Annotated in this window: 19 protein-coding genes and 1 tRNA gene; 11 read left to right on the plus strand and 9 right to left on the minus strand. The window is 72.1% G+C overall.

What is annotated here, in order from left to right; translation table 11 throughout:
* Window positions 1–94: 94 nt before the first annotated feature.
* The gene (locus WME79_RS03085; RefSeq protein WP_437531636.1) at window positions 95–871 is read right to left on the minus strand and encodes a rhomboid family intramembrane serine protease; all 777 of its coding nucleotides are present in this window, start codon (window positions 869–871) and stop codon (window positions 95–97) included.
* A 63-nt stretch (window positions 872–934) separates the two neighbouring features.
* On the opposite strand from WME79_RS03085, the gene cysS reads away from it, so the two are divergent.
* The 4 genes from cysS to WME79_RS03105 all read left to right on the plus strand — a co-directional run bounded on the left by cysS (window position 935) and on the right by WME79_RS03105 (window position 6,599).
* The gene (cysS, locus tag WME79_RS03090; RefSeq protein ID WP_437531639.1) at window positions 935–2,515 is read left to right on the plus strand and encodes a cysteine--tRNA ligase; all 1,581 of its coding nucleotides are present in this window, start codon (window positions 935–937) and stop codon (window positions 2,513–2,515) included.
* A gap of 158 nt (window positions 2,516–2,673) precedes the next feature.
* Window positions 2,674–3,633, plus strand: coding sequence for a DnaJ C-terminal domain-containing protein (locus tag WME79_RS03095; RefSeq protein ID WP_437531642.1), 960 nt, complete (start codon window positions 2,674–2,676; stop codon window positions 3,631–3,633).
* Window positions 3,634–3,683: 50 nt separating this feature from the next.
* Window positions 3,684–4,751 carry an AgmX/PglI C-terminal domain-containing protein gene (locus WME79_RS03100; protein ID WP_437531645.1) on the plus strand — a complete coding sequence of 356 codons (1,068 nt, stop codon included), beginning with the start codon at window positions 3,684–3,686 and terminating at the stop codon, window positions 4,749–4,751.
* A gap of 402 nt (window positions 4,752–5,153) precedes the next feature.
* On the plus strand, window positions 5,154–6,599 hold the full coding sequence (locus WME79_RS03105) for a protein kinase domain-containing protein (RefSeq protein ID WP_437531648.1): 1,446 nt from the start codon (window positions 5,154–5,156) through the stop codon (window positions 6,597–6,599).
* A 10-nt stretch (window positions 6,600–6,609) separates the two neighbouring features.
* On the opposite strand, the gene WME79_RS03110 is transcribed toward WME79_RS03105, so the two are convergent.
* Window positions 6,610–7,845, minus strand: a complete 1,236-nt coding sequence (locus tag WME79_RS03110) for a chorismate-binding protein (protein WP_437531650.1) — start codon at window positions 7,843–7,845, stop codon at window positions 6,610–6,612.
* 77 nt (window positions 7,846–7,922) lie between these two features.
* Between WME79_RS03110 and WME79_RS03115 the strand changes: the two genes are divergently transcribed.
* Window positions 7,923–8,618: a TlpA family protein disulfide reductase gene (locus tag WME79_RS03115; RefSeq protein ID WP_437531653.1), complete on the plus strand. Its 696-nt coding sequence runs from the start codon at window positions 7,923–7,925 to the stop codon at window positions 8,616–8,618.
* 69 nt (window positions 8,619–8,687) lie between these two features.
* Here the strand turns inward: WME79_RS03115 and WME79_RS03120 are convergent, their stop codons facing one another.
* Window positions 8,688–9,296, minus strand: a complete 609-nt coding sequence (locus tag WME79_RS03120) for a response regulator (protein WP_012233257.1) — start codon at window positions 9,294–9,296, stop codon at window positions 8,688–8,690.
* A 457-nt stretch (window positions 9,297–9,753) separates the two neighbouring features.
* Here WME79_RS03120 and WME79_RS03125 point away from each other — a divergent pair.
* Window positions 9,754–9,827, plus strand: a tRNA-Pro gene (locus WME79_RS03125).
* A gap of 223 nt (window positions 9,828–10,050) precedes the next feature.
* On the opposite strand, the gene WME79_RS03130 is transcribed toward WME79_RS03125, so the two are convergent.
* The 6 genes from WME79_RS03130 to WME79_RS03155 form a co-directional block, all read right to left on the minus strand.
* Window positions 10,051–12,798 carry an ATP-binding protein gene (locus WME79_RS03130; protein ID WP_437531657.1) on the minus strand — a complete coding sequence of 916 codons (2,748 nt, stop codon included), beginning with the start codon at window positions 12,796–12,798 and terminating at the stop codon, window positions 10,051–10,053.
* A 307-nt stretch (window positions 12,799–13,105) separates the two neighbouring features.
* On the minus strand, window positions 13,106–14,077 hold the full coding sequence (locus WME79_RS03135; RefSeq protein ID WP_437531660.1) for an electron transfer flavoprotein subunit alpha/FixB family protein: 972 nt from the start codon (window positions 14,075–14,077) through the stop codon (window positions 13,106–13,108).
* A 104-nt stretch (window positions 14,078–14,181) separates the two neighbouring features.
* On the minus strand, window positions 14,182–15,009 hold the full coding sequence (locus WME79_RS03140; protein ID WP_437531663.1) for an electron transfer flavoprotein subunit beta/FixA family protein: 828 nt from the start codon (window positions 15,007–15,009) through the stop codon (window positions 14,182–14,184).
* A 666-nt stretch (window positions 15,010–15,675) separates the two neighbouring features.
* On the minus strand, window positions 15,676–16,491 hold the full coding sequence (locus WME79_RS03145; protein ID WP_437531666.1) for a hypothetical protein: 816 nt from the start codon (window positions 16,489–16,491) through the stop codon (window positions 15,676–15,678).
* A 300-nt stretch (window positions 16,492–16,791) separates the two neighbouring features.
* A complete protein-coding gene (locus WME79_RS03150; RefSeq protein WP_437531668.1) occupies window positions 16,792–17,415 on the minus strand; it encodes a sigma-70 family RNA polymerase sigma factor in 624 nt (207 codons plus the stop codon).
* A gap of 62 nt (window positions 17,416–17,477) precedes the next feature.
* Entirely contained in the window at window positions 17,478–17,807 is a 330-nt protein-coding gene (locus WME79_RS03155) for a hypothetical protein (RefSeq protein WP_437531671.1), read from the minus strand.
* A 290-nt stretch (window positions 17,808–18,097) separates the two neighbouring features.
* Here WME79_RS03155 and WME79_RS03160 point away from each other — a divergent pair, with 290 nt between their 5' ends.
* From WME79_RS03160 to WME79_RS03180, 5 genes are all read left to right on the plus strand, one after another.
* A complete protein-coding gene (locus WME79_RS03160) occupies window positions 18,098–19,324 on the plus strand; it encodes a serine/threonine-protein kinase (RefSeq protein ID WP_437531674.1) in 1,227 nt (408 codons plus the stop codon).
* The gene (locus tag WME79_RS03165; protein WP_437531676.1) at window positions 19,324–21,996 is read left to right on the plus strand and encodes a protein kinase domain-containing protein; all 2,673 of its coding nucleotides are present in this window, start codon (window positions 19,324–19,326) and stop codon (window positions 21,994–21,996) included. The genes WME79_RS03160 and WME79_RS03165 overlap by 1 nt, the downstream gene beginning before the upstream one ends.
* A gap of 24 nt (window positions 21,997–22,020) precedes the next feature.
* On the plus strand, window positions 22,021–23,178 hold the full coding sequence (locus WME79_RS03170; RefSeq protein ID WP_437531679.1) for a hypothetical protein: 1,158 nt from the start codon (window positions 22,021–22,023) through the stop codon (window positions 23,176–23,178).
* Between the two features lie 14 nt (window positions 23,179–23,192).
* On the plus strand, window positions 23,193–24,284 hold the full coding sequence (locus tag WME79_RS03175) for a PEGA domain-containing protein (protein WP_437531682.1): 1,092 nt from the start codon (window positions 23,193–23,195) through the stop codon (window positions 24,282–24,284).
* Between the two features lie 125 nt (window positions 24,285–24,409).
* Window positions 24,410–25,900, plus strand: coding sequence for a hypothetical protein (locus tag WME79_RS03180; protein ID WP_437531685.1), 1,491 nt, complete (start codon window positions 24,410–24,412; stop codon window positions 25,898–25,900).
* The last annotated feature ends 1,036 nt before the right edge of the window (window positions 25,901–26,936 follow it).

The following is a 26,936-nucleotide window of genomic DNA, read 5'->3' on the forward strand; positions in this document are numbered from 1 at the left end:
GTTCCGGCGAGATCCTTCGGATCTCACCGGCTTTTTCGATGCGCGCCGCGTACCGGACGCCGCACCTCGGGTCGCTCCAGGTCGCACCTCCCCGCTACCAGGAGTCTCGCCGCCGCGGCGCGTCCCACGGCGCAGCCCGGCGGGGAGCGGGGCGCCGGGGGGACGGGCGAAACTGCTGCCAGCGCTCGTGGTCGCGCCGGGTGCGCCCTGTCATCAAGATGCGGACGAGGAAGAGCCCGGCGACGAACCCGCCGAGGTGCGCGAAGAACGCCACGCCGCCGCCGCGCACGCCGATGGAGCCGAGCCCGTTCAGCAGGTTCACCACGAAGTACTCGAGGATGACCAGCCACGCCGGGAGGTTCAGGAACAGCCCGAAGATGAACCACAGGAGGAAGATCGGGTTCAGCACCGTGATCGGCGATCGCGGGTAGAGCGACGCGTACGCGGCCAGCACGCCCGAGATCGCGCCCGAGGCGCCCACCATCGGGATCGTCGAGCCGGGATCGATGACGACCTGCGCGCCCGCGGCGGCGATCCCGGACAGCACATAGAACGCCGCGTAGCGGACGCTCCCCAGCGCGTCCTCGACGTTGTCGCCGAAGATCCAGAGGAACAGCATGTTCCCGCCGAGGTGGGCCCACCCCGTCGGATCGTGCAGGAACATGCTGCTGAAGACCGTCCACCACGCGTCGCTCGGCGCCTCCAGGAGCTGGGCGGGGACGAGGCCCCACGCCGAGAGCAGCCGGTCGGGCGGGAATCCGGCCGCGATCCGCGATCGCATCCAGAAGAAACCGACGATGTTGAGCGCGATCAGCACGTAGTTGACGACCGGCAGCTTGCGGGTGGGCAGTTGGTCACGGACGGGCAGCATCGCGATCACCTTAAGCACGCGGGCCCGTGACAGCATCCGCCTGCCTTGATAGACCCCCGGCCGATGTCCGCCCTGCGCCTCCACGACACGCTGACCCAGAAGCTCGCCCCGCTCGCCCCGCGGCGGCCTGGCGAGGTCCGCATGTACTGCTGCGGCCCGACCACCTACGACGTCGCGCACGTGGGGCACGGCCGCGCCGCGCTCGCCCCGGATATCCTCGTCCGCCACCTGAGGGCGCGCGGCCTGCGCGTCGTCTACGTTCGAAACGTCACGGACGTCGACGACAAGATCCTGCAGCGGTCAGCCGAGTCCGGCGAGCCGCCCATGGACCTGTCGGCGCGGATGGCTCGCCTGTACCAGGACGACGTCGCCGCCCTCGGCTGTCTGACGCCCGACGCCGAGCCGAAGGTCTCGGAGCACATCCCTGAGGTCATCGCCCTCGTCGAGCGGCTGATCGAGCGAGGCGCCGCCTATGTCGTCGAGCGGCCCGGCGACGCGCCCGACGTGCGCGACGTGTATTACTCCGTCCGCAGCTTCCCCTCCTACGGCAAGCTCTCGAAGCGCAACCTCGACGATCTGCGGGTCGGCGCGCGCGTCGGTCCGTGCGAGGACAAGCGCGATCCGCTCGACTTCGCGCTCTGGAAGGGGGTGGCCCCCGGCGGGTGGGGCTGGGACAGCCCGTGGGGCAAGGGGCGCCCCGGGTGGCACATCGAGTGCTCTGCCATGGCGGGCCGCTACCTCGGGGCCGGCTTCGACGTCCACTGCGGCGGCATGGATCTCGTTTTTCCCCATCACGAGAACGAGATCGCCCAGAGCGAGGCCGCCCATCCGGACGACGCGCCGCTCGCCTCGATCTGGATCCACAACGGCTTCGTCAACGTCGACAAGGAGAAGATGGCGAAGTCGCTCGGCAACTTCGTCAAGCTCCGCGACGTCTACGCGCGCAACGACCCGGAGGCGCTCCGCTACTTCCTGCTCACGGTCCACTACCGGGGCCCGCTCGAGTTCGACACCCACAAGCGCGACGACGGCCGCGTCGTCTTCCCCGGCGTGGTCGAGGCCGAGCGCCGCGTCGACTACCTGTACGCGACGCTCGATCGACTCTCCGCGCTGTCCGCGCTCGCCGGCTCGCCCGACGCCGGCGAGGGCGCCGCGCCGGAGCTGCCGGCGCGGCTCCCGAAGGGGTTCGCGGCGCTCGCCGCGCTCGCGGACGGCGCGCCGGGCCGCGCCGCCGCCGCGCTCGACGACGACCTCAACACCCCCGTCGTGCTCTCGATCATCGCCGAGGTCGCCAAGGCCGCCAACGAGCTCGCCGACGCCGCGCAGCGGCGGGGGAAGGACCAGGACGTCGCCCGCGCCGCCCCGCCGCTCGCGCGCCGCCTCCACGCGGCCCTGCGGTCCTCGCTCGACGCCCTCGGCCTGCTGCAGACGCCGTCTCCGGTCTACCAGGCCCGCACGCAGGAGCAGCGCCTCGGGCTCCTCGGCACGACCCGGCAGGCGATCGAGGCGAAGCTCGCCGAGCGCGCCGCGGCGCGCGCCGCGAAGGACTTCGCGCGGGGCGACGCCCTCCGCAAGGAGCTCGAGCGCGACGGCATCGAGGTTGCCGACTCTCCCACCGGTACGACATTCCGGGTGAGCGCCTGAGGCGCGCCGCGCCGTGCGCGTTCCACCGCTGACGCTCGTGCAGGCGGCGGCCCCCAGTGGACGAGGACCGACGGGAGATCTAGGTTTCGGCCCGATGAAGGCCCGCAGCGGTCCGCGCGCCTCGCACCTCCCGCGGACCAGAACGATGACGGACGACCATGGCTCGTGATCTCTACTCCGTGCTCGGCGTCTCGCGCGACGCGGACGAGGACAGCATCAAGAAGGCGTTCCGCAAGCTCGCGATGAAGTACCACCCGGACAAGAGCCCGGGGAAGGCCAACGAGCAGAAGTTCAAGGAGATCAACCAGGCTCACGAGGTGCTGAGCGACAAGACGAAGCGCGCGCTGTACGACGAGTTCGGCGAGGAGAGCCTCTCGCAGAACTTCGACCCCGAGCGCGCCCGCGCCTACCGCCGCTACGCGAACGCGCGGGCCGGCGGCGGGGGCCGCGGCCCCGGCGGCTTCGACGTCCAGGAGATCTTCGGCAACGCCCCCGGCGGAGGCGACCTCAGCGACATCCTCGGCGACCTCTTTGGCCGTGGCGGCCGTGCTGGCGCGGGCCGCCGCCCGCAGCCCGCGCGCGGCCGCGGCGGCGACATCGAGCAGAACCTCACCATCGATTTTGTGTCGGCGGTGCGCGGCACGACGCTCCAGCTCCAGCGCGAGGGCGATCCCGAGCCGGTCACGGTGCGCGTCCCGCCCGGGGCCGCCGAGGGCAGCCGCCTGCGCATCCGCGGCCAGGGCTCGCCGGGCATGGGCGGCGGCGAGCCCGGCGATCTGCTGCTCAACATCCACGTCACGCCGCACCCGTTCTTCAAGCGCGAGGGCGACGACCTCCACCTCGACGTCCCCGTCACCCTGGGCGAGGCCTACCGGGGCGAGAAGATCCGCATCCCCACGCCCGACGGCGAGGTGACGCTCAAGATCCCGGCGCGCACCCAGACCGGCCAGGTGATGCGGCTCCGCGGCAAGGGCATCGCCCGCAAGGCGAAGGAGCCCGGGGATCTCTACGTGAAGTTCGTGGTGCACGTCCCCACCGTCGACGACCCCGAGGTCGCGAAGGCGATCGATGCGCTCGACGGCAAGGTGGAGGCGCCGCGCGGCGATCTCCGGTTCTGAGCGCGGCCTCCCGGCGCGGCGCGGGCCGCGCGTACAGTCCGCTCCTCGCCGTGGTCGTCGCGCTCGCCGCGTGCGCCTCGCCGGCGACGCCGCGCCCGGCCCCGCGCGCCGCCGGCCTCTCCGCCCCGGCCGCCGGTCCGCCCCGGCGGGTGGACGCGCTGGCGCCTGCCGCCTCCTCCACGGAGCCGCGCGCCCCGGCCGCGCCTCCGGCGGTCTCGCCTGCGGTGCCGGGCGCCTCCCTCGGAGACCCGTCCGCGGCGGCCGCCGAGGGCGACGCGCGCGGCGCCTCGCAGGGGCCCTCGATCGCGATCGATCCGCCCTACAAGCTCGGCCGCCACCTCGTGCCTCGCGGCCAGGCCGAGGCGGCGGAGCAGAATCGATGGAACGCCGGGGGCAGGGGGGATCCCCCCGCGCCGCCGCCTCCGGCGGAGGGGCACCCGCTGCCGAGGATCATCGTGGACATCGACCAGGTGAAGGGTCCGCTCAAGGCGAGCGAGGTGCAGCGCATCGCCCGGCGGCACCTCTGGGTCCACGTCTACTCGTGCTACCGCCTGCGCGCGTACCGGGACCCGACGCTGCACGGCAAGACCACGGTGCGGCTCACGGTGAGCCGCGCCGGCAAGGTCACGGGGGCGCGCGCCACCTCGTCCACGCTCTCCGCGCCGGACGTCGTCTCGTGCCTCGCCGCGCGCGCGCGCTCGCTCCCGCTCCCCGGGGCCAAGGCCGGCTCGACGGTCGTGGCCACACTGCAGGTCTATCCGGGCGACGAGCCGGTCGAGCCTCCGCCGTCCGTCCTCGCTCCTGGCCCAGGCGAGCTCCAGCCGGACGCGATCTCCGCGGCCCTGGCCGAGGCCTTGCCGGTGTGGCGGAGCTGCTACGACGAAGCCCTCGCGGGCGCGCCGGCGCTCTGGGGCCGCCTCGCGATCCGCTTCCACGTCACCGACGGCGGCGCCGTCGACGAGGCCTTCGAGGCCGAGTCGCGCTTCCCGGACGAACGGCTCACCCGCTGCGTGCTCCGGCGCGCGCGAGCGCTCACGTTCCCGGCGCCGGAGGGCGGCGACCTGCGCGTCGTCGTACCGCTCCGGTTTTCGCCCGCCCCGCAGCCGTCAGAACCCTAGTCGCGCCAGAAGCCCGGCCCGGATTGGCCGGAATTCTGCGCCGCTTCACGGCGGCATCGCGCGGGCGGAACTGGCTCTGTTTCCTCGCGGCTTCGCCCCGCTCCACGCCCCGGTGTCCGCTTCGCGGCCGCCCTGATTCCGCCTGGCCAGGTAAGGAGCCACTCCGCGCCTGACACTGCACCGACCTTGGCGGCCGGGTTTGGTCCGCCCCAACCGGGACGGGCTCCTTGTGCTCCGCGACACGATTCGCCCCTTCCCGCGCGCGGCGTGCGGTGCGAACGCTCCCGCCGCCTGCACGGTCGAGGCGATCGCACAAGCAAACCGTGCAGCGATCCGCAACGCCAAATTGCGCCGCATGGCGTATGTGCAACTTTACGGTGGGGGAGGAGGCTCAGGTAACCAATGGACATCTCACCGGGCACCATCGTTGGGGGGAAGTATCTGCTGGAGAGGCAGCTCGCGCGTCCGTTCGCGCGGATCGCGCGCGATCGAGGCTCGGTCTGGGCCGCGCGCGAGCTCCAGCCGGGCGCTCGCGTCGCCCTGAAGCTCTTCGACCCCGACGCTGGCGCCACGGGAGAGATCCTCTGGCTTGACCGCTGGGTCCGCGCCGCCGCGGAGCTCTCCTCGCGGCATGTCGTGAGCGTGCGCGATCACGGCACCGAAGACGGCGTGGTCTACCTGGCGATGGACCTGCTCTCCGGTGAGGATCTCGCGGCGCGCCTTGTCCGGCGCGGCCGGCTCTCGCTGGAGGAGGCCGCGCGCATCGCGGCGCAGGCCGGCGACGCCCTGCAGGCCGCCCACGCGGCGGGCCTCCTTCACCAGGGCCTCCGGCCGGAGAGCCTCTTCCTCGCGCTGGAGGGCGACGAGGAGGTCGTGAAGGTGCTCGACTTCGGCCTCCCGAGGGCGCTCGCGCCGCGGCTCGTGGGCGAGATCGCGGCCGAGGTGAGCGCGGGCGCGCTCCACTACCTCAGCCCGGAGCAGATCCGGGCGGAGCGGACCCTCGACGCGCAGACCGATCTCTGGTCGCTGGCCGCGATCCTGTTTCGCGCGGTGACAGGTCACCTCCCGTTCCCCGGCGACATCGCCAGCGTCGTCGCCTCGAAGATCCTGCTCGCGCCGGTGCCGGTCGCGACGCGGCTCGCGCCGAGGCTGCCTGCCGTGCTGGACGGCTTCTTCGAGAAGGCGTTCGCGCGCGACCGGGCCCGGCGCTTCCGCTCGGTGGAGGAGATGGTGGCGTCGTTCGCCCGCATCGCGGAGCACGCGCCGCCGCCCTCCTCTGGCCTCCAGCGCCCGCCCCTGTCGGCGCGCGCTTCCGGCGTGGCCTCGGTGCGGGCGCCGGTCGCGGCGTTCGCCCAGGCGAACGCCGCGCCCCCTCGCGCAACCGTACGGCCGGAGGCCGGCTCCGAGCCGCCGACCGCGAGCCGCACGACGCCGCCGGACACCCTGCTCGGCGCGGAGAGCGCGAATGTGCTGCGCGGGCTCGCGTCGCCCGCGCGCCTGGGATGGCTCCTCCCCGCCGGCCTCGTCGCGCTGATGGGCGTCGCGACGTTCGTGACGCTCACGCGGCCCGAGCGCCCGAGGCCTGCGATGGCCGCGACCGGCGCAAGGGCGGCCGTGCTCACGGCGGTGCTCGCCGCCGGCAGGGCCCAGGCGGCGCGCGCCGCCGCGCTCGAGGCGGCCGCTTCGCCGTCGGCGCGGATGGCGCCACCCGAGCCTTCTCAGCGCGGCGCCCGCGCGGCGGCGTCCGCGCCCCAGGCCGCCGCTTCGTCGCGCCTCGCGCGGCCAGGCACCGCCACGGGGGCGGTTCCCACGGGCGCGCGCGCGCGCCAGAGCCTGCTGCACGACTGAGCGCTGCGCGCTACGCGCTCCGGACCGCGTCGTCGTCGGCGGCCTTCTCAGCGGCGGCCTTCTCAGCGGCGGCCCTCTTCTCCGCGGCCGCGTCGCTCGCCTTGCGCGCCTCCTGCGCCGCGCGGATCGCCGACAGCGCCGCGCGCGCGTCGCCGCGTGTCCGTTCCGACGCCGCGCGCGGGTCGCTCCCGTTCCCGATGCGCGCGCCGGTCATCGTCTCGAAGTACCCCGACTCGACCCAGACGGCGCCGAGCGTGTGCGCCATCTCCGCGCCCTCCGGCCCGAAGTACCCGACCGACCCGCCGTAGATCCGGCGCGGGCCGACCTCGAGGCGGCGGCTGACGCCGCTCGCACGCGCCGCCGGCGCGCCGACCGCGCTGCCGCGCGCGAAGGCGGCGCGCAGCGCCTCGACGGGCGACGCGTCGCCTGCGCTCGGCCCCGCCGATGGAGCGCGCTCGACGCGGACGAGCGTCTCGCCCGACGCGCCTGCCACGGTGAGCCCGGGCGCGAACGGCGACTCCGCGAAGTCGAGGAAGTAGAGGTGGGTCGACGGCGCGAGCACCCGCAGCGCCCGGTACACGTCGAACGGATCGGCGCCGCGCAGCGGGGCTCGAAACCTGCGGGCGAGCACGACCTCCTTCGCCTCGCCGGCCGCGACGCGCTCGTGCGCGGCGGCCACCTTCGCGGCGAAGTCCTCGTCGGCCACAGGCGTCTCGACGTGCTCTGGCAGCGCCTGCGGATCGAGCGCGGGGAGGCTCATCTGCTCTGGCCCGTGCGACAGCTCCCAGGCGCATCGGTTCACGGCGCCTTGCGACTGGCCGGCGATGGTCATGGTCTGCGCGACGTTGTCGAACACGACAACGGTCGCGTCCTTCATGACCCGTCCGAGGTACGCCTCGTCGGGCCACGGCTCGACGCCCAGGAGCAGGTGCACCGCATCGTAGGCGAGGAAGCCGACCCATGCCTGACCGACGCGGGCCGCCAGGTCGCGCGCCGTGTCCTGTGCGTCCGGCGTCTCTCGCACCGAGGCTTGCGCGAGCCCGTCCGCGAGCGTCGCGAACGGGTCGAACCCGCTCGGGAGGAGGGTCTCGGCGCGCGCCCTGTAGCCGAGGATCGCGTAGCGGCCCCAGCGCTCGCCCGGCAGGGCGGACTCGAGCATGAACGACGACCGGCCCGGCGACTGGGCGCGGAGCGCTGCGTAGGCGCGGACCGGCGTGACGTGATCGGCCGGCAGGGTACGGGTCACGACGGAACTCATCGCGGCCCAGCCTACACGACGTTGCGCCGCGCGGCGAAGGCGGGCAAGGTACCTTGAAGGACGCGGTGCGAAGCGCGAACGCCCTCTCCTCGGCCCTCCGTCTGACTGCCTTCGGCGGCTGGCTAGCTGCCTGCGGCGGCGCGCAGCCCGTCCCGGAGGGCGCGAGCACCACGGTCGTCTCGCTGCGGAAGATCGACTGCGAGGCGTGCGGAGCCGAGCTCGTCGCGGATCTCCGCGAGCGCCCGGGCGTCTACTCGGCCGCCTTCAACAGGCGCCGCGCCGAGATCTCGGTCACCGCGTCGCGGTCGTTCGACGTCGCAGGGACCGTGAAGCGGCTCGCCGCCGACGAGGGGTTCGAGGCGGTGCTCGGCGCCGGCCAGGGGCAGTACCTCGGCTGGGCGACCTTCCCCGAGGGCGCGGACGCCCGGACGATCGAGGAGGGCGGCGCGGACATCCCCGACCTCGGCGCGCAGATCGTCCCGGGCAAGGTCACGGTCATCGACTTCGTGGCGGGCTGGTGCATGCCCTGCCGCAAGCTGGACGCACACATGGTCACGGTGCTCGAGGCCCGCAAGGACGTCGCGTACCGCAAGCTCGACATCGTCGACTGGGACAGCCCGCTCGCCCGGCGGTACCTGAAGCAGGTCTCGAAGCTGCCGTACGTGATCGTCTTCGACACGGCGGGCGCGCGGGTGGCGGCGATCGCCGGCCTCGCGCCCGACGAGCTCGACGCGGCGATCGAGCGCGGCGCGCGGCGCTGATGCGGCGCTGGCCCGGGCGCGCGTCCACGACGCGCGCGGCGGGCCAGGTGGTGCCGCTCGGCGAGCGGATCAGTAGTGGCCGAAGAGGTCCTGGATGCGCGACTCGAGCGCGACCGCGATCTTGTAGAGCGACGAGATGGACGCCGACGACTCGGCGCGCTCGATCTGCGACAGCAGCGACACGCTGAGCCCGGTGCGGCGCGCCATCTGCTTCAGCGTGAGGTCCTTGTCCTTGCGGAGGTTCCTGATCGTGTCGCCGATGACGCGGTGGAGCTGCTCCTCGGGCGTGCGTGCGAGGCCCTTCTTGCGCATGACGCGGGCGAGCACCTCGCGGAACTCGTCCACGTTGAACGGCTTCTTGATGTAATCGACCGCGTCGAGCTTCATAGACGCGACGGCGCTCTCGAGGTTGGGGAAGCCGGTGAAGATGACGACGGCGATGTCGTTGTCGACCTTGCGGATGCGCTTGAGCACCTCGATGCCGTCGAGCTTCGGCATCATCAGGTCGAGGATGATGAGGTGGTAGCCGCCCGTGCGCACCTCTTCTTCCACGGTCGTGGGGTCGCCCAGCGTCTTGACCTGGTACCCGTCGCGCTCGAGCAGCGTCTGCATGTAGTCACAGATCGCGCGGTCGTCGTCGACGATCAGAATGCGTACAGCGGGAAGCTCAATTGCCACCTGTTCCTCCTCTCACGTCACGACCGCCGGAGCCGGCCGGTCGCCCTGGTCCGTTCTGGAAGGGGCCGCCTGTGCGGTCCCCTGCTCAAGTTGCGCGAGCAGGGGGCGAGGCCCTCACCGGCGCACCAGACGCCTCGCTCTCTGCTTCCTTTCGGCAACATCGGGATTCCAGTGACACTTTAACACGGCCTGAGCAAGTTAGGACGGGACTTTTTTCTTGCGCTCCCACGATTCTTGGCTTCGTGAAACGTCCGGGGCGCCGGGGTGGCCCCGAAGTGAGCGAATTCTTGCCGTTTTTTGTCATCTGGCTGTCATGTGGTGCGCGGGCGCTCCTGGGGATGCGGGGCGAGCCCGCGGTGCGGCGGTGGACCCCTGGTCATTTCGTCTTGACAAGCGGCTCGCTCTTGGCGATGTTGCGCGCCCGCTGTTCAGCGGGCGTTGCTCTTGGGGCAGCGAACGGGGCGTAGCGCAGCCTGGTAGCGCACTCGGTTCGGGACCGAGGAGTCGGAGGTTCAAATCCTCTCGCCCCGACTCAGTTCATGCGGGGTTCCACGAAGGGCGGCCTGATAGCCGCCCTTCGTCGTTTTGGCGTGCCGGCAGGGGGACGGGAGCGGGGGCCTTCCTGGCCGTGGGCGTCGACGTTTACGGCTGACCGTTTACGTCCACGACCACGACCACGTTTACGTCCACGTCCACGACCACGTTTACGTCCACGTTCACGTCCACGTTGGGGTGGGCGTGGTCGGCTGCGGTACTACCCCGTGCGGCCGGCCAGGTTGGCGATCACGGCCGCTAGCTCGGACGCTTCGATCGGCTTGGGCACGTGCGACTGGAAGCCGGCCAGCAGCGCGCGGGTCCGGTCCTGGGCGCTCGCGTAGGCGGTCAGCGCCGCGGCAGGGATGCGCCCTCCTTGCTCGGGGCTCTGCGCGCGCAGGCGCCGGATCAGGCTGTAGCCGTCCTCCCCGGGCATCCCGAGATCGCTCAGGATCACGTCGGGCTTCTCGCGCTGGATCGCGGACAGCGCCTCGTCGACCGTCGCGACCGCCGTGATGCTCGCCCCCTTGCGCTCCAGCACCGTGGTCACGAGCTCCCGCGCGTCCGGCTCATCGTCGACCATCAGCACCCGGACGCCCTGGAGCGTGGGTTCTGGCTCGTTGGACAGGGGGACCAGCCCATCGGCCCTCCGGAGCGCCGCGATGGCGCCCCGGGGCGCGAGCGGGATGTCCACCGTGAACGTCGCGCCCTTGCCGTCCCCGGCGCTCTCCGCCTTCACGGTGCCGCCGTGGAGCTCGACGAGGTGGCGGGCGATCGCAAGGCCGAGCCCGAGCCCGCTGTGGGGCCGCGTGCTCGTGCTGTCGGCCTGGCGGAAGCGGTCGAACACGTACGGCAGGAACTCCGGCACGATGCCCTGGCCGGTGTCGCTCACCTGGATGCGGGCCACGCCCTCGGCCCTGCCGAGCTGGATCGAGACCTTGCCGCCGCGCGGGGTGAACTTGATCGCGTTCGACAGGAGGTTCCACACCACCTGTTGCAGCCGGGTCTGGTCGCCCGAGATCGGCCCCGCGTTCGGGTCGAGCTGCACGAGCAGCTCGATCCCCTTCGCGTCCGCGCCGTGGCGGACCGCGTCGATGGCGGCGTTGATGATCGGCGGCAGGTCGACCAGCATCACGTCGAGCCGCAGCTTGCCGGTGATGATGCGGGAGGCGTCGAGGAGATCCTCGACGAGCTGCGCCTGGAGCGTGCCGTTGCGCTCGATCGCCTCCAGCGCGCGGACGTGCGTGTCCGGCTTCAGCGAGCCCTGCCGCAGCATGCGCGCCCAGCCGAGGATCGCGGTGAGCGGGGTCCTGAGCTCGTGCGAGAGCGTCGCGAGGAACTCGTCCTTGGCGCGGTTGACCTGCTGCGACTCGCGGTAGAGCTGGGCGTTGTCGAGCGCGAGCGCGGCGAAGTTGCAGAGCTCCTCGGCGAGCGCGAGATCCTCGACGGTGTAGCGCCGGCTCGACTCGGTCGAGAGCAGCGTGATCGCCCCGCGCGTCCGGTCCCGGGCGCGCAGCGGCACGATCATCGCCGAGCGGACGCCGAGCTCCCGGAGCAGCGCGAGGTACGCCGGGTCGTGCGCGCCGGACCAGCACTCGTTGCCGGGCTTCAGCGACGCCGCGCGCTGCCACGCCATGCCCTCGACCTCGGTGAGGAGGAGCGACTCGCCGCACCGGAGCACCGTGTGCACCGCGCGCGGCACCTCGGGATCCCTCGGGTAGCGGGCCGGGAGATCCCGCCCCAGCGCCTTCTTCGTCTCGCTCGCGTGCACGGCCGCGAGCCGGCCCAGCGAGCCGTCCGGCTCGACGATGTCCACCACCGTGGCGTCGGCGATGTGCGGCACAGCGAGGCGGGCGACGTTGGCCAGCGTGGTCTCGTAGTCGAGGCCCGACAGCGCGAGCTGCCGGCTCGCCTCGCCGATGAAGTAGCGCCGCTTGTCGGCGAGCCGCTTCTCGGTCACGTCGCGGAAGACCAGCACGAGCCCGACGAGCTCGCCCTCCTCGCTCCGGATCGGCGCGCCGTTCGAGTCGATCGCGAGCTCCGAGCCGTCCTTGCGCAGCAGCAGCGTGGTGTCGTCGAGCCCGATGATGCCGCCGTGGCGCAGCACCTCGGTGACGGGGTTGTCGAGGTCGTCGCGCGTCTGCTCGGAGATGATCCGGAAGACATCGGACAGGCGGCGGTCCTTCGCCTCGTCGAGCGTCCAGCCGGTCAGCGTCTCGGCCACGGCGTTCATGAAGTCGATCCGCCCGGTGCCGTCGGTCGAGATCACCGCGTCGCCGATGCTCTTCAGGGTGGTCGAGAACTTGGTCTTGCTGACCCGGAGGTCCGCCTCGAGCTGCTTGAACTGGGTGATGTCGGCGAAGATGGACACCGCGCCGAGCATCTCGCCGTCGGGCGAGAAGAGCGGCGCGCAGCTGCCGAGCAGCATCCCGTGGGTGCCGTCGAAGCGCTGGAAGTGGATCTCCTCCGCGGGGACGGTCTCCCTGCGCGACAGGCACCGCGCCATCGACCAGTCGCCGCCCTCGAACGGCCGCCCGTCGGGGTGGAACGCGCGGTAGCGCCCCCAGCCCTCGACGTTCTCGGCGGTGGAGCTGCCGGCCCAGATCCGCTCGGAGGCGCGGTTCTGGAGGATCAGCTTGCCCTGGCTGTCGGAGACGATGATGCCGTGCGGGCTCTCGCTGAGGAGCGCGTCGAGGAGCCCGCGCTCGTGCTGGGTGATCACGCGCAGCCGCTCGACCTCGCGGCGCAGCGCCTCGACCTCGGTGTCGACCGGCGGCACCGACGCCGCGAGCGGCGTGAGCTCGAAGGAGGCGCTCGCGGTCGGATCGAGGCTCACGATCGCGCGGTCGATCTCCATGACCGTGGGGCCGATGAGCCGCCGCTGCTCGGTCGTCCTGGCCGTGTCGTACAGTAGTGCCCGCGCCTGCGCGAGCGCCGCGACGATCGGCATGTCCGGGCGTTCGGGCATAGAGGTCAAGGGATCCCACGGCCGCAGGACGCGAACAAGATGCTACGTGCGCGACCTGACACGGAAATCGCGCCCGTGAACGTGAACTTCTCGCTGGACGGACTCATCCGGTGAGCCGGGGTACGCCCGCGTCGCTGGAGGGCGGACGAGGTGCACCCCGGCGGGGTCGGTTGTGCTGGTCGCTTCGTTCGCGGCGGCCGCGTCCGTTGCGTTGGTTGCGTCCGTTGCGTTGGTTGCGCCGGTCGTGGTGGTCGCGTCCGTTGCGTTGGTTGCGCTCGTTGCGTCGACCGTGTCGGTCGCGCGAGGATCAGCTGCGGGCGGCCTGGATCTGCTTCACGAGCTCGGGCACGGTCGCGAAGAGATCGGCGACCAGGCCGTAGTCGGCGACCTGGAAGATGGGCGCGTCGGCGTCCTTGTTGATGGCGACGATGACCTTCGAGCCCTTCATCCCTGCGAGGTGCTGGATGGCGCCCGAGATGCCGACGGCGACGTAGAGCGAGGGGGCGACGACCTTGCCCGTCTGGCCGACCTGGAGGTCGCTGGCGGCGTAGCCGGCGTCGCACGCGGCGCGGCTGGCGCCGACGGCGGCGCCGAGGACGTCGGCGAGCGGGTCGAGGACCTCGTTGAAGCGCTCCTTCAGGGCGCGGCCGCCGGAGACGACGACCTTGGCCTCGGTGAGCTCGGGGCGCTCGCTCTTCACCTGGTCGAAGGAGACGAACTCGACGCGCTCGGCCGCCGCGCTCGGCGGGACGACCGCGACCTGCTCGATCGACGACTTCGACCCGGTGGGCTCGGCGGCGGCGAACGCGCTCTGGCGGACGCTCACGACCTGGATGGGGGTCGAGATGGTGCAGACGCCGTACGCGTTGCCGGCGTACATGGGGCGCTTGTACTTGAGCTTGTTCCCCTCGGGGAGGAGCTCGGAGATGTCGCTCGCGAACCCTGCCGAGAGCCGCGCCGCGACGCGCGGGAGCAGGTCCTTGCCGTAGGCGCTCGCGGTGCCCACGACGACGGCGGCGCCCTTGGCGGCCGCCGCGACGGTCGGCACGTAGCGCTCGGCGACGTAGTCCTTCAGCGAGCTCGCCTGGGCGACGAGCACCTTGGCCGCGCCGAGCGTCGCCGCCTCGGCGGCCGCGTCGCCGAGGGCGTCGCCGATCACGAGGATCGAGTACGTCCCGCCGAGCGCCGCCGCCGCCTGCCTCGCGAACGTGACCGCGGAGTGCGTCGTCTTCTTCAGCTTTCCATCGGCGGCCTCGGCCACCACGAGAACGTCAGCCATGATCCCTCCTGCACGACCCGCCGCTGCGGGCCGGGGTCCGCGTCGGCGGCACCCTCGATGTCATCGACCTCTTGTCCCGTCTTGTCTCGTCTCGCTGCGTCCCGTCAGAGGACCTTCGCCTCGTTCTTGAGGCGCGAGACGAGCTCGCTGACGTCCTTCACCTTGATGCCCGCCTTGCGCGCGGGGGGCGGCTGGAACGCGGTGTACTGGACCTTGAGCGCCTGGTCCGCGGTGAGGTCGGCGAGCTTCACCTCGGCGAGGGGCTTCTTCTTGGCGGCCATGATCGCGGGGAGCGCCGCGAAGCGGACGCCGTCGTTGTACTTGAACGCGGGCGCCGTCTTCTGGGAGTAAACGCTCGTCGGCGCGACGATGCGGAGGTCGACGGTGACGACGGCCGGCAGGCGCACGCGGAGGGTGGAGACGCCGCCGTCGACCTCGCGGCCGACGAGGAGCGCGCCCTTCTCTTCCTTGATGGTCGCGGCGAACGTCGCGAGCGGCCAGTCGAGCAGCTCGGCGAGGATCTGGCCGACCTGGTTGGAGTCGCCGTCGACGGCCTGCTTGCCCATCAGCACGACGTCGGGCTTCTCGCGCTCGACGAGCGTCTTGAGGGCGCGGGCCAGGAGGTCGCCGTCGAGCTTGTCGTCGGTGACGTCGACCCGGATCGCCTTGTCGGCGCCGGTGGCGAGCGCGGCGCGGAGGGTCTGCTCGGTCTCCTTCGGTCCGAAGGTGACGACGACGACCTCGCCCGCCCGCGTCTTGGGCGCCTTGCCGTCCTCGGTCAGGCGCAGCGCCGCTTCGAGCGCGTACTCATCGAACGGGTTCGGCTTCCACTCGAGCCCGGTCGTCTCGATTTTGTCCCCGGAAGCGGGGATCTTCACCTTGTTCGCGTTATCCGGATCGGCGACGCGCTTGAGCGGAACGAGGATCTTCACGGCTCGGTGGCTCCTGTTGCTGTGTGGTAACGCAGAGCGTAGTCCGCCTCGGCAAGGACGCGCCACGCATGCGGCAGCCGGGCCGGCGGACCCATGCGTGGACCCGGCGCGCGCGGCTGAAACAGCACGCCCGAGGCGGAGGGAGCCGGTCATGGCAGCGCCGACGTGGTGCGTCAAGCAGGCGCTACGGCCTATTCGAAGGGCGGGAGGCTGTGAGGGGCCTCGCGGAACGGGGAGAGGCGAGGTGATCCATTGTGAGGGGGTGGCGTAGGGGGCGTTTACGGATGCGATCCGTTGAGACGGGGCGGCGGAGGGGGGGCGCAACGGAGCCGTTGAGAGGGGGTGGTGGAGGGGGGGCGCAACGGAGCTGATCCGTTGAAAGGGGGGTGGCTGAGGGGGGTTCGTGACGGATCGAGTGAGCCAGGAGGACCCTGCGGAGGGGGTTCGTGACGGATCGAGTGAGCCAGGAGGACCCTGCGGAGGGGGGCTCGTGACGGATCGAGTGAGCCAGGAGGACCCTGCGGAGGGGGCTCGTGACGGATCGAGTGAGCCAGGAGTGCCCTGCGGAGGGGGCTCGTGACGGATCGAGTGAGCCAGGAGTGCCCTGCGGAGGGGGCTCGTAACGGATTGAGTCAGCCAGGAGTGCCCTGCGGAGGGCCTACTCCGTCAATCCACGCCAGTCGCCGGGGCTCCCTCGTTGATCGCTGGCTCGCCGGCGTCGGGCGGCGCGCCGCCTTCCACGTCGGTCTCCTCCTTGCCGCCCGAGCGCCGGCGCTCGGCCTTGGCTGTCTCCCGCTGGAGCGGCGCGAGCAGCCGGCGTGCCGTCTCCTCGTCGGCCCCCTCGAGCTCCAGCATCTGGAGGACGCTGCGCACCACCTTGATCCAGCGGTTGCGCGCCCGGAGCTGCCCGCCGGGCGAGTCGGCCGCGCCGGGCCGGTCCTCCGCCGAAAGGTGGATACGCTGCGCGTCGAGCTTGCCGAGCTCGTCGCCCGCGGCGAACCACGACTGCACCGCCTTGAGCAGGTTGCCCCCCGGCGTCGGCAGCGCCCTGAGCGCCGCCTTGGACTCCGGCGTCAGCCGGTCGCGCGCGAGCTTCACCTCGCCTGCCTCATCGCTGTAGCTCGCCCCGATGAACTTGAGCCCGTACGCGAAGAGCTGATCGCGGATCTCGAGGTAGATCGCCGCGTCCTCGGCGTCGTCGGCCAGATCGGCGAAGCCGGTGAGCACCGCATGGGCGCCGCGGGCCTTGCGATCATGGATCTGATCGGTCGCGACCAGCTTTTGCTGGATCTCGGAGAGCTGGTCGTCCGCCTTCTTCTGCCGCCGGTGCGACTTCAAGACGCCTTCGTGCGCTTCCTCGATATCGTCGATGAGCGGGGCACACCGCTTCAGCGACACGAGGCGCGGCCTTTCGCGCTCCGGGTCGAGCCAGGCGCCGGTGATCTGGACCATTTGACGAGGAGAGAGGTCTTTGAGGGCCATGGTGCCTCCTTGGTTGTCCTCCGGCGACGCGCCGGGGAATGCACCATCCGTCACGCTCTCAGGCAGAATGGGAGTTGTAAAGGCTCTTCTGCGCGGCGCGAGGTTTCGAGTCGGCCTGCGGCGCGTCCGGGAGGGGCGCCGCCGCTCGATTACGGCTCATTTACGGCTCATTTACGGCTCATTTACGGCTCAATCGCAGCTCATTGACGACTCAAGAGGGGCTCAAGGAGGGAGGACGGTGTTATCGCCTGTAATTGCCTTTTGCGCCGGAAGCTCGGGTGGCCCGGCGCGGAGGTCCCTTCAGGCCCCCTCGCTCGGCGGCGGCTCTTCGACGTCGCTCGCCCGCAGATCGCCCCGGAGCCGCCTGCGCAGGTGCTCGTCCATGCGCATGGCGTGCTTCTCGTGGACGCCGAGCTCGGCCGCGACCTTGGCCCAGGAGAGGTCTCGCCAGTACCGGAGCTCGATGAGGCGCGCCTCCCGCTCGTCGAGGCCGCGGAGCGCGATGCCGAGCGCCTCGAAGGCGCGGGCGCGCGCGAGGGCGTCCTCCGGGTGCGCCTTGAGCCGCTCGCCGGTGTGCGCGACGAAGCGCGCGAAGACGAGCGCGCGACACGGCTCCAGGAGCTGGCTCCGCGCGTCGGCGTCGTCGTCGGCGAACGGGTCGCTCGTGTCGCGCACCGACTCGGCCGCATCGAGGAAGGCGTCGAGCCCGGCCCGCTGGAACGACGCCTCGCGGGTGATCAGCCGGAGGACGGCGCCGGCGACCCGCTTCCACGCATAGACGGCGAACGGGACCCCGCGGGTCGGGTCGTAGCCGGGGCTGGCCTCCAGGAGCGCCTGGTAGGCCGCCTGCTCGCAGTCCTTGAGGCGCTCGGACGTCCGCACTCCATGGACCTGCGCGGTCGTGCGCGCGACGTGGCGGGCCATGGGCAGCGCCTCCAGCACGCGCTCCTGGTCAGGGGGAGGTGGAGACGGGCGCTGGCCGCGTGTCACCGCCGCCCACCGAAGGTGCCGTCGCGGCGCGCCGCCGCCGCCTCGCCAGCCGCGGGCCCGCCGGCGCGCTGTGACGACGCCTCGCGGGCGACCTCGCCGCTCTCCGAGGGGACCGGAGGCCGGGCCCGCAGGCGGTCGTAGAGCGGCGCGGCGACGGGGTGCGTCTTGATGAAGATCGTGAGCAGCCTGCGGTAGTCCTCGATCTCGTCGGGGGAGAGCGCGCCGAGGTACGGGCCGAGCGCGTCGGCGAGGCAGTCCTCCAGGATGGGATCGGCGCCGCCGGGCGGCTCCAGCGCGTCGGGCTCGTCGGAAGCGTCGTGCGTCATGGTGACCTCGCGCAGGGGGGCCCGCGTGGGCGCCCGTTCCTTCTCCTAAATCACTTCCAAGGGGGCGTTTCAGACAAGGAAAGCGACGCGCGAGGATCTTTTGTCCGCGCCCGGCGGCGGGGCCAGGCCGGGCGCGGGCCGGGGCCCTGCGCTGGGGGCCTGGCCCGGGGTCCCGGCGGGCTGGCAACACCTTGATTTAATGTAGGTTTTCATGAATCGACGCGGGGGGTGCATTTTCTTTGTCTGAACCGGCCCCCTGGTCGTGATTTCCATCTCAGGAGACCTCGCTGGTGGAACGCCGCACCACAGACGGCTCAGGGCGCTCGGGCGGCGCCTGGGATGTGCTGGAAGGAACGCCGTACCGGGCGGTCCGGGTGCTCGGGCGTGGGGGCATGGGGGAGGTCGTCGAGGCGGAGCACCGCGCGCTCGGGAAGCGGGTCGTTGTGAAGCTCGTCCGCCGCGCGCTGGCGCACGATCCGCGGTTCGCGGACCGGCTGCAGGTGGAGGCGCGGGCGCTGGCGGCGGTGTCGTCGCCGCACGTGGTGTCGGTCCTCGATCTGGGGCAGACGCCGTCGGGGCGCCCGTACTTCGTGATGGAGCGGCTCCGAGGGACGACGCTGGGGGAGGAGCTCGAGCGGCGCGGTCCGCTGCCGGTGGCCGAGGCGATCGATCTGGTGCGGCAGGTGCTGGCGGGGCTCGCGGCGGCGCACCGGGTGGGTCTGGTGCACCGCGACGTGAAGCTCGACAACGTGTTCCTGTGCGCGCCGGGGGCGGCGGCGCCGGGCGGCGCCCGGGTCGCGAAGGTGCTCGACTTCGGCGTCGCAAAGGTGCTCGACGGCGCCGTCGCCGAGGCGGCGCCGGGGGCGGAGCCGTCGCCTCCCGTGCCCGCGCCGGCGTATCCGACCGAGGCTGGGCTGCTCGTGGGGACGCCGCGGACGGCCTCGCCGGAGCAGGCGCAGTGCCAGCCGGTGGACGCCAGGGCAGATGTGTATGCGGTCGGGCTGCTGATGTATACGCTGGTTGTGGGGCACGGTCCGTTCGCCCATGTCGAGGACGCGCTGGCGCTGCTGCGCGCGCACGTCGTGGAGACGCCGGCCCCGCCGTCGCGGTACGCGGCGCAGCCGATCCCGGCGGCGCTGGACCGGGCGGTGCTGAAGGCGCTGGCGAAGCGGCCGGAGGAGCGGTTCGAGAGCGCCGAGGCGTTCGCGGCGGCGCTGGGGCGGATCGGGGCGGAGCTGGGGGTGGTGGAAGGGCCGGGCGGGGCGGGGGCGTGGGGCGGGGCGGGGGCGTGGGGAGGAGCGGCGCGGGTGCCGGAGGCGGAGGCAGGGCGGGGGCCGCAGAGCAGGGCGTGGTTCGAGGCAAGGCCGGAGGGGAGCAGCGGGGCTGGCGCGGGCGTGGCCGTGGAGGCGGGGGCGGCGCCGGTGGACGCGCGGCTGTTCGCGGGGCTGACGCTGGCGAGCACGGTGCTGTTCTCGGTGCTCGCGGCGCTGGTGCTGCGCGGGATGGGGGTCCTGTGATGGCGCGGGAGGCGCTGAAGGCCGGGGACGTGTTCCTGGACTACCGGATCACGGAGGTGATCGACGCGGGTGGGATGGGAGAGGTCTACCGAGCGGTGGAGGAGTACTCGGAAGATGTCGTGGCGATCAAGTGCATGCTGCCACGGCACCTGAAGAGAGAGGACTTTGCGAGGCGGTTCCGGCAGGAGTGCAAGTTCTATCCGAAGCTGAAGCACCCGAACATCGTGAGGATGAGGAAGGCGGGTGTGTCGCCGGATCACGTGGCGTACATCGTGATGGATTACCTCGAGGGGAGGACGCTGAGGAAGCTGCTGAACAAGGCGTACCGTCTCGATTTCTTGAGCGCGATCCACGTGATGCTGCAGGTGGCGGACGCGATGACGTTCGTGCACTCGAAGGGGATATGGCACCGTGACCTGAAGCCCGAGAACATCATGGTCGGGACGAAGGCGGACGCGAAAGGGCACGTGTGGCTGCTCGACTTCGGGATAGCGAAGTTCGCGGACGGGGGGATGAACACCGATGATCTGCCGGACGTGGGGACGGTGCGGTACATCTCGCCGGAGCAGGTGAAGATGCTCTACACGTCGTCGAAGAAGGCAGAGCGCGTGGAGCGGGCGAGGCCGGATGGGCGCACGGACATCTACGCGTTCGGTGCGATTTTTTATGAGGTGCTGACGGGGAAGCACCTGTTCCTGGACGACAGCGAGCCTGCGACGGCGGAGGAGACGCTGACAGGGCATCTGGTTGCGGCGCCGGAGCCGGTGCACGAGATCGTGCCGGATTGCCCCGAGTTCGTGTGGCCCGTGGTGGCGCGTTGTATCGCGATCGACCGCGAGGAGCGGTATCCGAGGTTCGACGACGTGGCGCGGGACCTGCGGGCGCTCTTGAGGGACACGGTGCCGGCGGGGCACGTGCTGGCGCAGCGGCTGGCGCAGGAGCGGATGGAGGCGGAGCGGCAGGCGGCGTTCGCGGGGGTGGCGCTGGAGGACAGCGCGCCGGTGGAGGACGAGACGCGCGAAGCGGGCCGGGCGGGCGAGGAGGAGACGGAGGAGGCGCGGCAGGAGGGCGAGATGGAGCGAGGGAGCGCGGAGGGCGAGAAGCGGGCGCGGCGGGTGGTGCACGGGGAGACGGCGCCGCTGGAGCAGTTCGTGGCGCCGGCGAGCGCGCTGCCGTTCGCGCCGGCGTCGCGCGTGCCGCGGGGGCGGGGGGTGGGGCATACGGAGCCGCTGCCGGCGCTGAAGCCGCTGGAGTCGACGGCGAAGCTCGCGGGGACGTGGGCGGAGCGGATGGCGCAGCGGACGGGGCCGCCGGCGATGCCGCAGGCGGGGGCGCAGGGGTATGGGGGACCGTTGCCACCGGCGGAGGTGAGGGCGCAGGCGTACGCGGGACCGCCGCCGATGCCGCAGGCGCAGGGGTACGGAGGGCCGCCGCCGCTGCCGCAGGCGTACGGGGGGCCGGCGTCTCATGCGGGGGCGCAGGCGCATGGAGGGCCGCCGCCGCTGCCGCAGGCGTACGGGGGGCCGGCGTCGCACGCGGGGGCGCAGGCGCATGGAGGGCGGGCGTCGCACGCGGGGGCGCAGGCGCATGGAGGGCCGCCGCCGCTGCCGCAGGCGTACGGGGGGCCGGCGTCACATGCGGGGGCGCAGGGGTACGGAGGGCCGCCGCCGCTGCCGCAGTCGCATGGCGGGCCGCCGCCGCTGCCGCAGGCGTACGGGGGGCCGGCGTCGCATGCGGGGGCGCAGGGGTACGGAGGGCCGCCGCCGTTGCCGGTGATCGAGACGCAGCATGCAACGTCATCGAGAGAGGCGCAGCGAGCGGTACCGCCGGCACCGCGGCCGCCGCAAGAGGTGGAGCTGCCGTACGTGACGCCGCAGCTCTCGGCGCTGGAGCCGCCGCGAGCGGGAGCGCCGCTGCCGGTCGCAGCGCGGCCAGCGGCGCCGAGCTCGGTGACAGCACCGAGCGCCGGACCGGCGGAGTCGTTGCGGAAAGAGACGCCGATGACAGCGGCTCCGGCGGCGCTGCTCACGCAGCGGCGACGCGCGCCGCGGGCATACGCGCTGGCGCCGCTGGTGGCGCTGGCGCTCACGTTGGGAGGTGTGGGCGCGGTGCTGGCGCTCCGCTCGGTGCGCAACACGGCACCGGCGCCGGTGACAGGAGAGCCGGCGGCCTCGATGGCGCCGGCCGAGAGCGCGACTGCGAGCGCAGCGACGGCGAATGTAGCGACGGCGAGCGCAGCGACGGCAGCGGTGGCGCCTGCGCCGCCGCCGCCCGAGGCGAGCCCCGAGGCGCCTGCGCCGGAGGCGCCCGCGCCGGAGGCGACGGCGAGCGCGGCGGCGGCCGAGGCGGCGGTGGAGGCCGGAGCAGCGGAGAAGGCAGGGGCGGCAGCGGCCGCCGAGACGCCTGCTCCCCAGCAGCAACCGGCGACGGTGAAGGAGCAGGCGGCGGCGAAGGAGCAGGCGGCGGCGAAGGCGGTGCCTGTGAAGGCAGCGCCGGCCGCGACGGACGACGACGAGGACTTCTACCCGATGCCGAAGCGGCAGAAGCCATCGTTTTTGCGGGTGATCGAGGAGCGGAAGAAGACGGCGCCGGCCAAGGCGGCAGCGCCAGCGCAAGCAGGGGGCACGAAGCCAGCCAAGCCGTGCCCTGCGGTGGGGTGCAGGCCGTTCTAGTCGCTGAGGAGAGAGGTCTTCGAGATGGGCAGCAACAAGGACAGCGACGATATCCGGCAGTACCTGCCAGATCTGGAGAGCATCCGGCGCGAGGCGGATCCTGAGGTGGCCGAGCGGAAGCTGCAGCAGGCGCTGAACAACCCGGAGCTGGACCGGGCGCTGTCGGAGATGCAGCAGCAGAAGCCGACGGGGCAGCCGCTGTTCCAGTTCCCGGTGGTGCCGGCGCTGTCCAAGGAGCGAACGGGACCTCCGCCGCTTCCGGTGCAAGCGGCGCCGCCGCCGTATCCGGCGCAAGCGGTGCCGCCGCCGTATCCGGCGCAAGCGGTGCCGCCTCCGCTGCCGGGGCAAACGGGGCGGACTCCGCTGCCGGTGCAGGCGGTAACGCCGCCGTTTCCGGTGACGGCGCCGCAGCAGGCAGCGCCGCACGGGGCGGTCGCGCAGCAGCACGGGGCGGCGGCGCAGCAGCATGGGGCGGCGGCGCTGCCGAGCGCGGCGGTGCCGCATCAGGGCGTGACGGCTCCCCAGCGCGCGCCGGTGCAGGGCGTGCCGGTGCAGCAGGTGGCGCAGGTGACGCAGCGTGTGCCGTTATACGGGGGCGCGGCGGCTCCGCAGCGCGCGCCGGTGCAGCAGCAGGGCGCGCCAGTGCAGCCGGGAGCGATGGCGCAGAGCCAGTGGGCGGACCGGGCGCTGCCGCCGATCGACAAGGCGCTGCTGCCGTCGTCGTTGCTGCCGGTGACGCCGCCGCCGGTGGTGACGCCGAAGCCGCCGCCTGAAGCGCCGGCGGCGGGCCGGCGCCGACCCTGGATGCCGACGTGGCTCATGGTGGTGCTCGCAGTGCTCGCGGTGAGCATGCCGTTCGTGCTGGCGACGGTCCTGCGGCGAGAGACGCCGCCGAAAGAGCAGGAGCCGGCGCCGCCGTCGAGCGGGGCGCCAGCGCCGAGCACGCAGGCGCCGCCGGAGGCCTCGGAGCTGTTGCCGCCAGTGGCGCCGGCACCGCCGGAGGCGGTCGAGCCAAGCCTCGACGACACCGCGTCCGCGAGCCAACCGCCAGCGCCGCCACCGCCGCCAGGGCCAGTGTCGCCCGTACCCGCGCGGCCGACGCGTGCGGCGCCGCACGTTCCGCAGACGCCCGTTGCGCCTGCGCCCACCGAGAAGCCGCTCGCCGATGACGTGATGGAGTGAAACCGCGTGGAGCCATGATGATGAACTGCCGATCCCTTGCTGTGTTGTTCAGTGCCGCGACGCTGATCGCCGTCCCTGAGATCGCTGCCGCGCAGCCCGCCACGCCGCAGGCGGCGCCCGCCAACGCCGACGCGGTGACACGTGCCGATGAGTCCTTTCGGCGAGGGCTGCGTCTCTACTCGGACAAGAAATACGTGGAGGCAGAGGCTGAGCTGCAGTCTGCGTGGGAGCTGAACCCGACGTTCGATGTGGCGTACAACCTCGGGAACACGAAGTACCAGCTGAAGAAGTACCGAGAAGCAGCGGAGCATCTGTCGTTCGCGCTGAGGAACTGGCCGCTGGTCAAGACGGTGGCGAAGCTGAAGCCGACGGCGGAGCAGCGACTGGCGGAGTCGAGAGCGCAGGTGGGGGCGCTGAGGGTGACGGCCAGCGCGGCGGGGGCGGAAGTGCTTGTGGACGGCAAGGCGGTGGGGCGGGCGCCGCTGGAAGGAGAGGTGTTCGTCGAGCCAGGTGAGCACCAGATAGAGGCGAGGCTGGAGGGGTATGCGCCGGTGAGCCAGGCGGTGAAGAGCGCCAAGGGCGAGACGGCGGACGTGGGGCTGGCGATGGTGCCGGTGAAGAGCGAGGGGGCGACGGCGGCGGGGACGACGGAGGGGGGCGGGAGCGCGGGGGCGGGGGCGAGAGGGCCGGTGGCGGGGCCGCCGGTGGTGCCGCAGCCGGTGCCGGAGAAGAGGAACTGGGTGCCGGTGATCGCGCTGGGGGCCGCGAGCGCGGTGGGGCTCGGCGTGGGGATCGGGACGACGGTGGCGTCGAACAACGCGAGCGATGACGCACGTAAGCAGACCGCTGAGATTGTTCAGGGCGGTGCGCAGTGCGTGAAACCGCAACCCTCGTGGGTTGGGCGGTGCGAGCAGGTCCAGAGCGATTTATCGCGTGCCGACACCTTGGGGAACGTCGCTCGGGTCGCTTATATCGCATCGGGCGTGCTCGCGATCGGCGCGGTCACTTATGTGCTTTGGCCGAAGTCGAAGCGTAGCGAGCCGGTCATTGCTCTGCCCACGATGCACTCTGGCGGTGCAGGCTTCGCCGTGATGGGGGCTTGGTGATGGATTCCCGAAAGGCAAAAAACGTGCGGAACATGCGCAGAGCGCTCGGCGGGTTGACGCTTGTCTTGGCGGTTGGTGGTTGCGACAGCTTCTGGAGCCATCTGGCAGAAGACTGTGAGCGCCTGGTGACTTGCGACCACTTCTATCCGTCTGGCACCGGAGGCAGCACGCCGAACCCCGGGTGCGAGGCAGATCCGACGCAGGACGCGAGCACGGTGACGGACGAATGTGCGGTGTTTGTGAGCGCGACCGCGGAGGCGGGAGGCGACGGTACGAAGGCGAAGCCGTACGTGTCGCTCGGGGAGGCGGTGGCGAACGCGAACGGCAAGCGGGTGCTGGCGTGCGCGAGTGGGGCGTTCGCGGAGAGCGTGACGATCGAGGTAGGAATCGAGGTGATAGGGGGCTTCGACTGCACGGCGGGGTGGACGTGGAGCGAGGGGGCGCGGAGCGCGATCGAGGCGCCTGCGAACCACATCGCGCTCACGGTGTCGGAGGCCGCGAGTGGTGCGAAGGTGAGGAGCTTCGCCATCCGCGCGGCGAGCGCGACGGAGCGGGGCGGGTCGTCGATCGGCGTGGCGGTGGCGGACGTCGAGGCGGAGCTTGCGCAGGTGGACGTGACGGCGGGCGATGCGATGGACGGAGCAAACGGCGAGACACCGACGCAGGCGCCGCAGGCGGGAGCCAACGCACCAGACACGGAGCAGACGCGGCCGTCGAATGCGTGCGCCGCGCCGAACCTGGTCATCGGCGGCACCGCGGGCGCGACGACGTGTGAGGACGGCGAGACGCGCGGGGGAGACGGCGGGACCGGGGGGATCACGGGGACGGAGGAGGGCAACGGGGCGCGCGGGGAGGACGGTGCGCCGTTGCCGGAAGAAAACCCCGAGGAGTACGGGCTCGGCGGGGTTGGACAGACCAGTGCGACGGGCAATTGCCGGGGTGGAGAAGATGGTGCGCCCGGTGCGCCCGGTGCCGCGGGCCCCGCTAACAAGGACGCTACGCTGACGCTCACCGGGCTTAGCGGTGGAGACGGCGGCCAAGGCATGACGGGCGGTCGTGGTCAAGGGGGCGGTGGCGGCGGCGGCGCCAAGGCGGGGATGTTCTGCGCGCTCGCCTCAAACTTCGTCGATGGCGTGGGCGCGAGCGGCGGCGGCGGGGGGGCCGGCGGCTGCGGCGGAAAGGGCGGCGGCGGGGGGATGGCCGGCGGATCGAGCGTCGGTATCCTCAGCATGGGGACGAAGCTGGTGCTGACGGAGGTGAGCGTCACGGCGGGCAAGGCGGGGAAGGGCGGAGATGGGGCCGACGGGCAGAACGGGGCCAACGGCGGCGTCGGCGCCGCCGGCGGAACTGCGTCGGAAAAGCCGCCGTCAATTCCCGGCTGCCGCGGTGGCGATGGCGGCCGAGGCGGAGCGGGCGGTCCCGGCGCCGGCGGTCGAGGCGGTCACGCCGTGGGCATTGCGTACGCGGTGGCGCCGAGCGCAGCGGTCGCGCTGAAGGGCTTCACCGAAGGCGCAGCTGGGGACGGCGGCAGCGCGGGGCCGGGCGGGAACGCAGGTACGCCCGGAGCGAGCGGAGCGTGCTGGAACTTTGGTGAAAACGAGAGCTGCGGGCAGTGAGAAAGAGGTGTTGCTGCGTGGCAATTTCGTAGAGCTCAACGGAATGCAATTCAAGGAGGAGCATGCCTCGGTGGGCCGTCGTTCGCGATCGCCTACCGAGGCGGTAACGCAGGAAGGGCCGACGACGCTACAGCCCGGCACGCCGGGCGCTGGATGAGCCGGCGGAAGCAACAACGTGTCGGATAACGCGGGCGCGGAACGCACTGCGGCGGCGGAGCAGGCGTTTCCGTAAGCGACCGATGAGGTAGCGGGCGGTGTCGCTCGCCGGCGCGAAGTGCGGCGGAAGGAGGTGTTGGCGATCGCAGGGAACGCGATCGACGGGGAGAGGTGCGTCCTGCGGGTGACCCGCACGGCATCAAGCGGATGCTCCGCCGGTACCGCAGGTGACGGCGGCAACGCGAGGCCGACGGGAACGCTGGCGAACTGGGGACGAGCGGAGCGTGCCGGGACTTCGGTGGACACGAGAACTGTGGGCAGTGCGAGAAAAAGTGGCGTTGCGTGACAAATTCGCAATTCTCAAGGGAATGCAATCGATGGCGATCGCCTGCGCAGCGAGAAATGCGTGCTGCCGAGTGACAATTGTGTAGGGCTCAAGGGGATGCGATTGGTCGAAAACGAGGATTGCGGCCTGTGAGCAGCTGAGCTGAAGGAGAGAACAAGAAATGGTTGGACGCACCCCGCGCCGGGGTGGTAGGGACCGTTTTGTCGCGGAGACGCGGCACGGTGGGCTCCCCGGCGCTGACAACTTCACCACCTCCGAGTGGACTGCCCAAGGCGCGGGCGGAGGGACCGTTGATCTGCTGACTTCTTCTGCGTCGGGCCGCGAGAGCGGATGTTATCCGACGGTCGCTGAAGGGAGCCCGGCAGCAGGTCGCTTTTGCGTGGTGGGAGAGCTTCGAGGCGCGACCGCGGGGGAATGGACGCGTCGCCTCGCTGGACCCCGAACTGCCGTCGCAAGCGAGACCCCTCCCGTCCCGTGCGTAGGTCGGGAGATGGGAGGGGCGGACCGCGCGCAGGCCCGTAGGGCCGAGCATGG

This window comes from Sorangium sp. So ce726, from assembly GCF_051521405.1.
Lineage (GTDB): Bacteria > Myxococcota_A > Polyangia > Polyangiales > Polyangiaceae > Sorangium.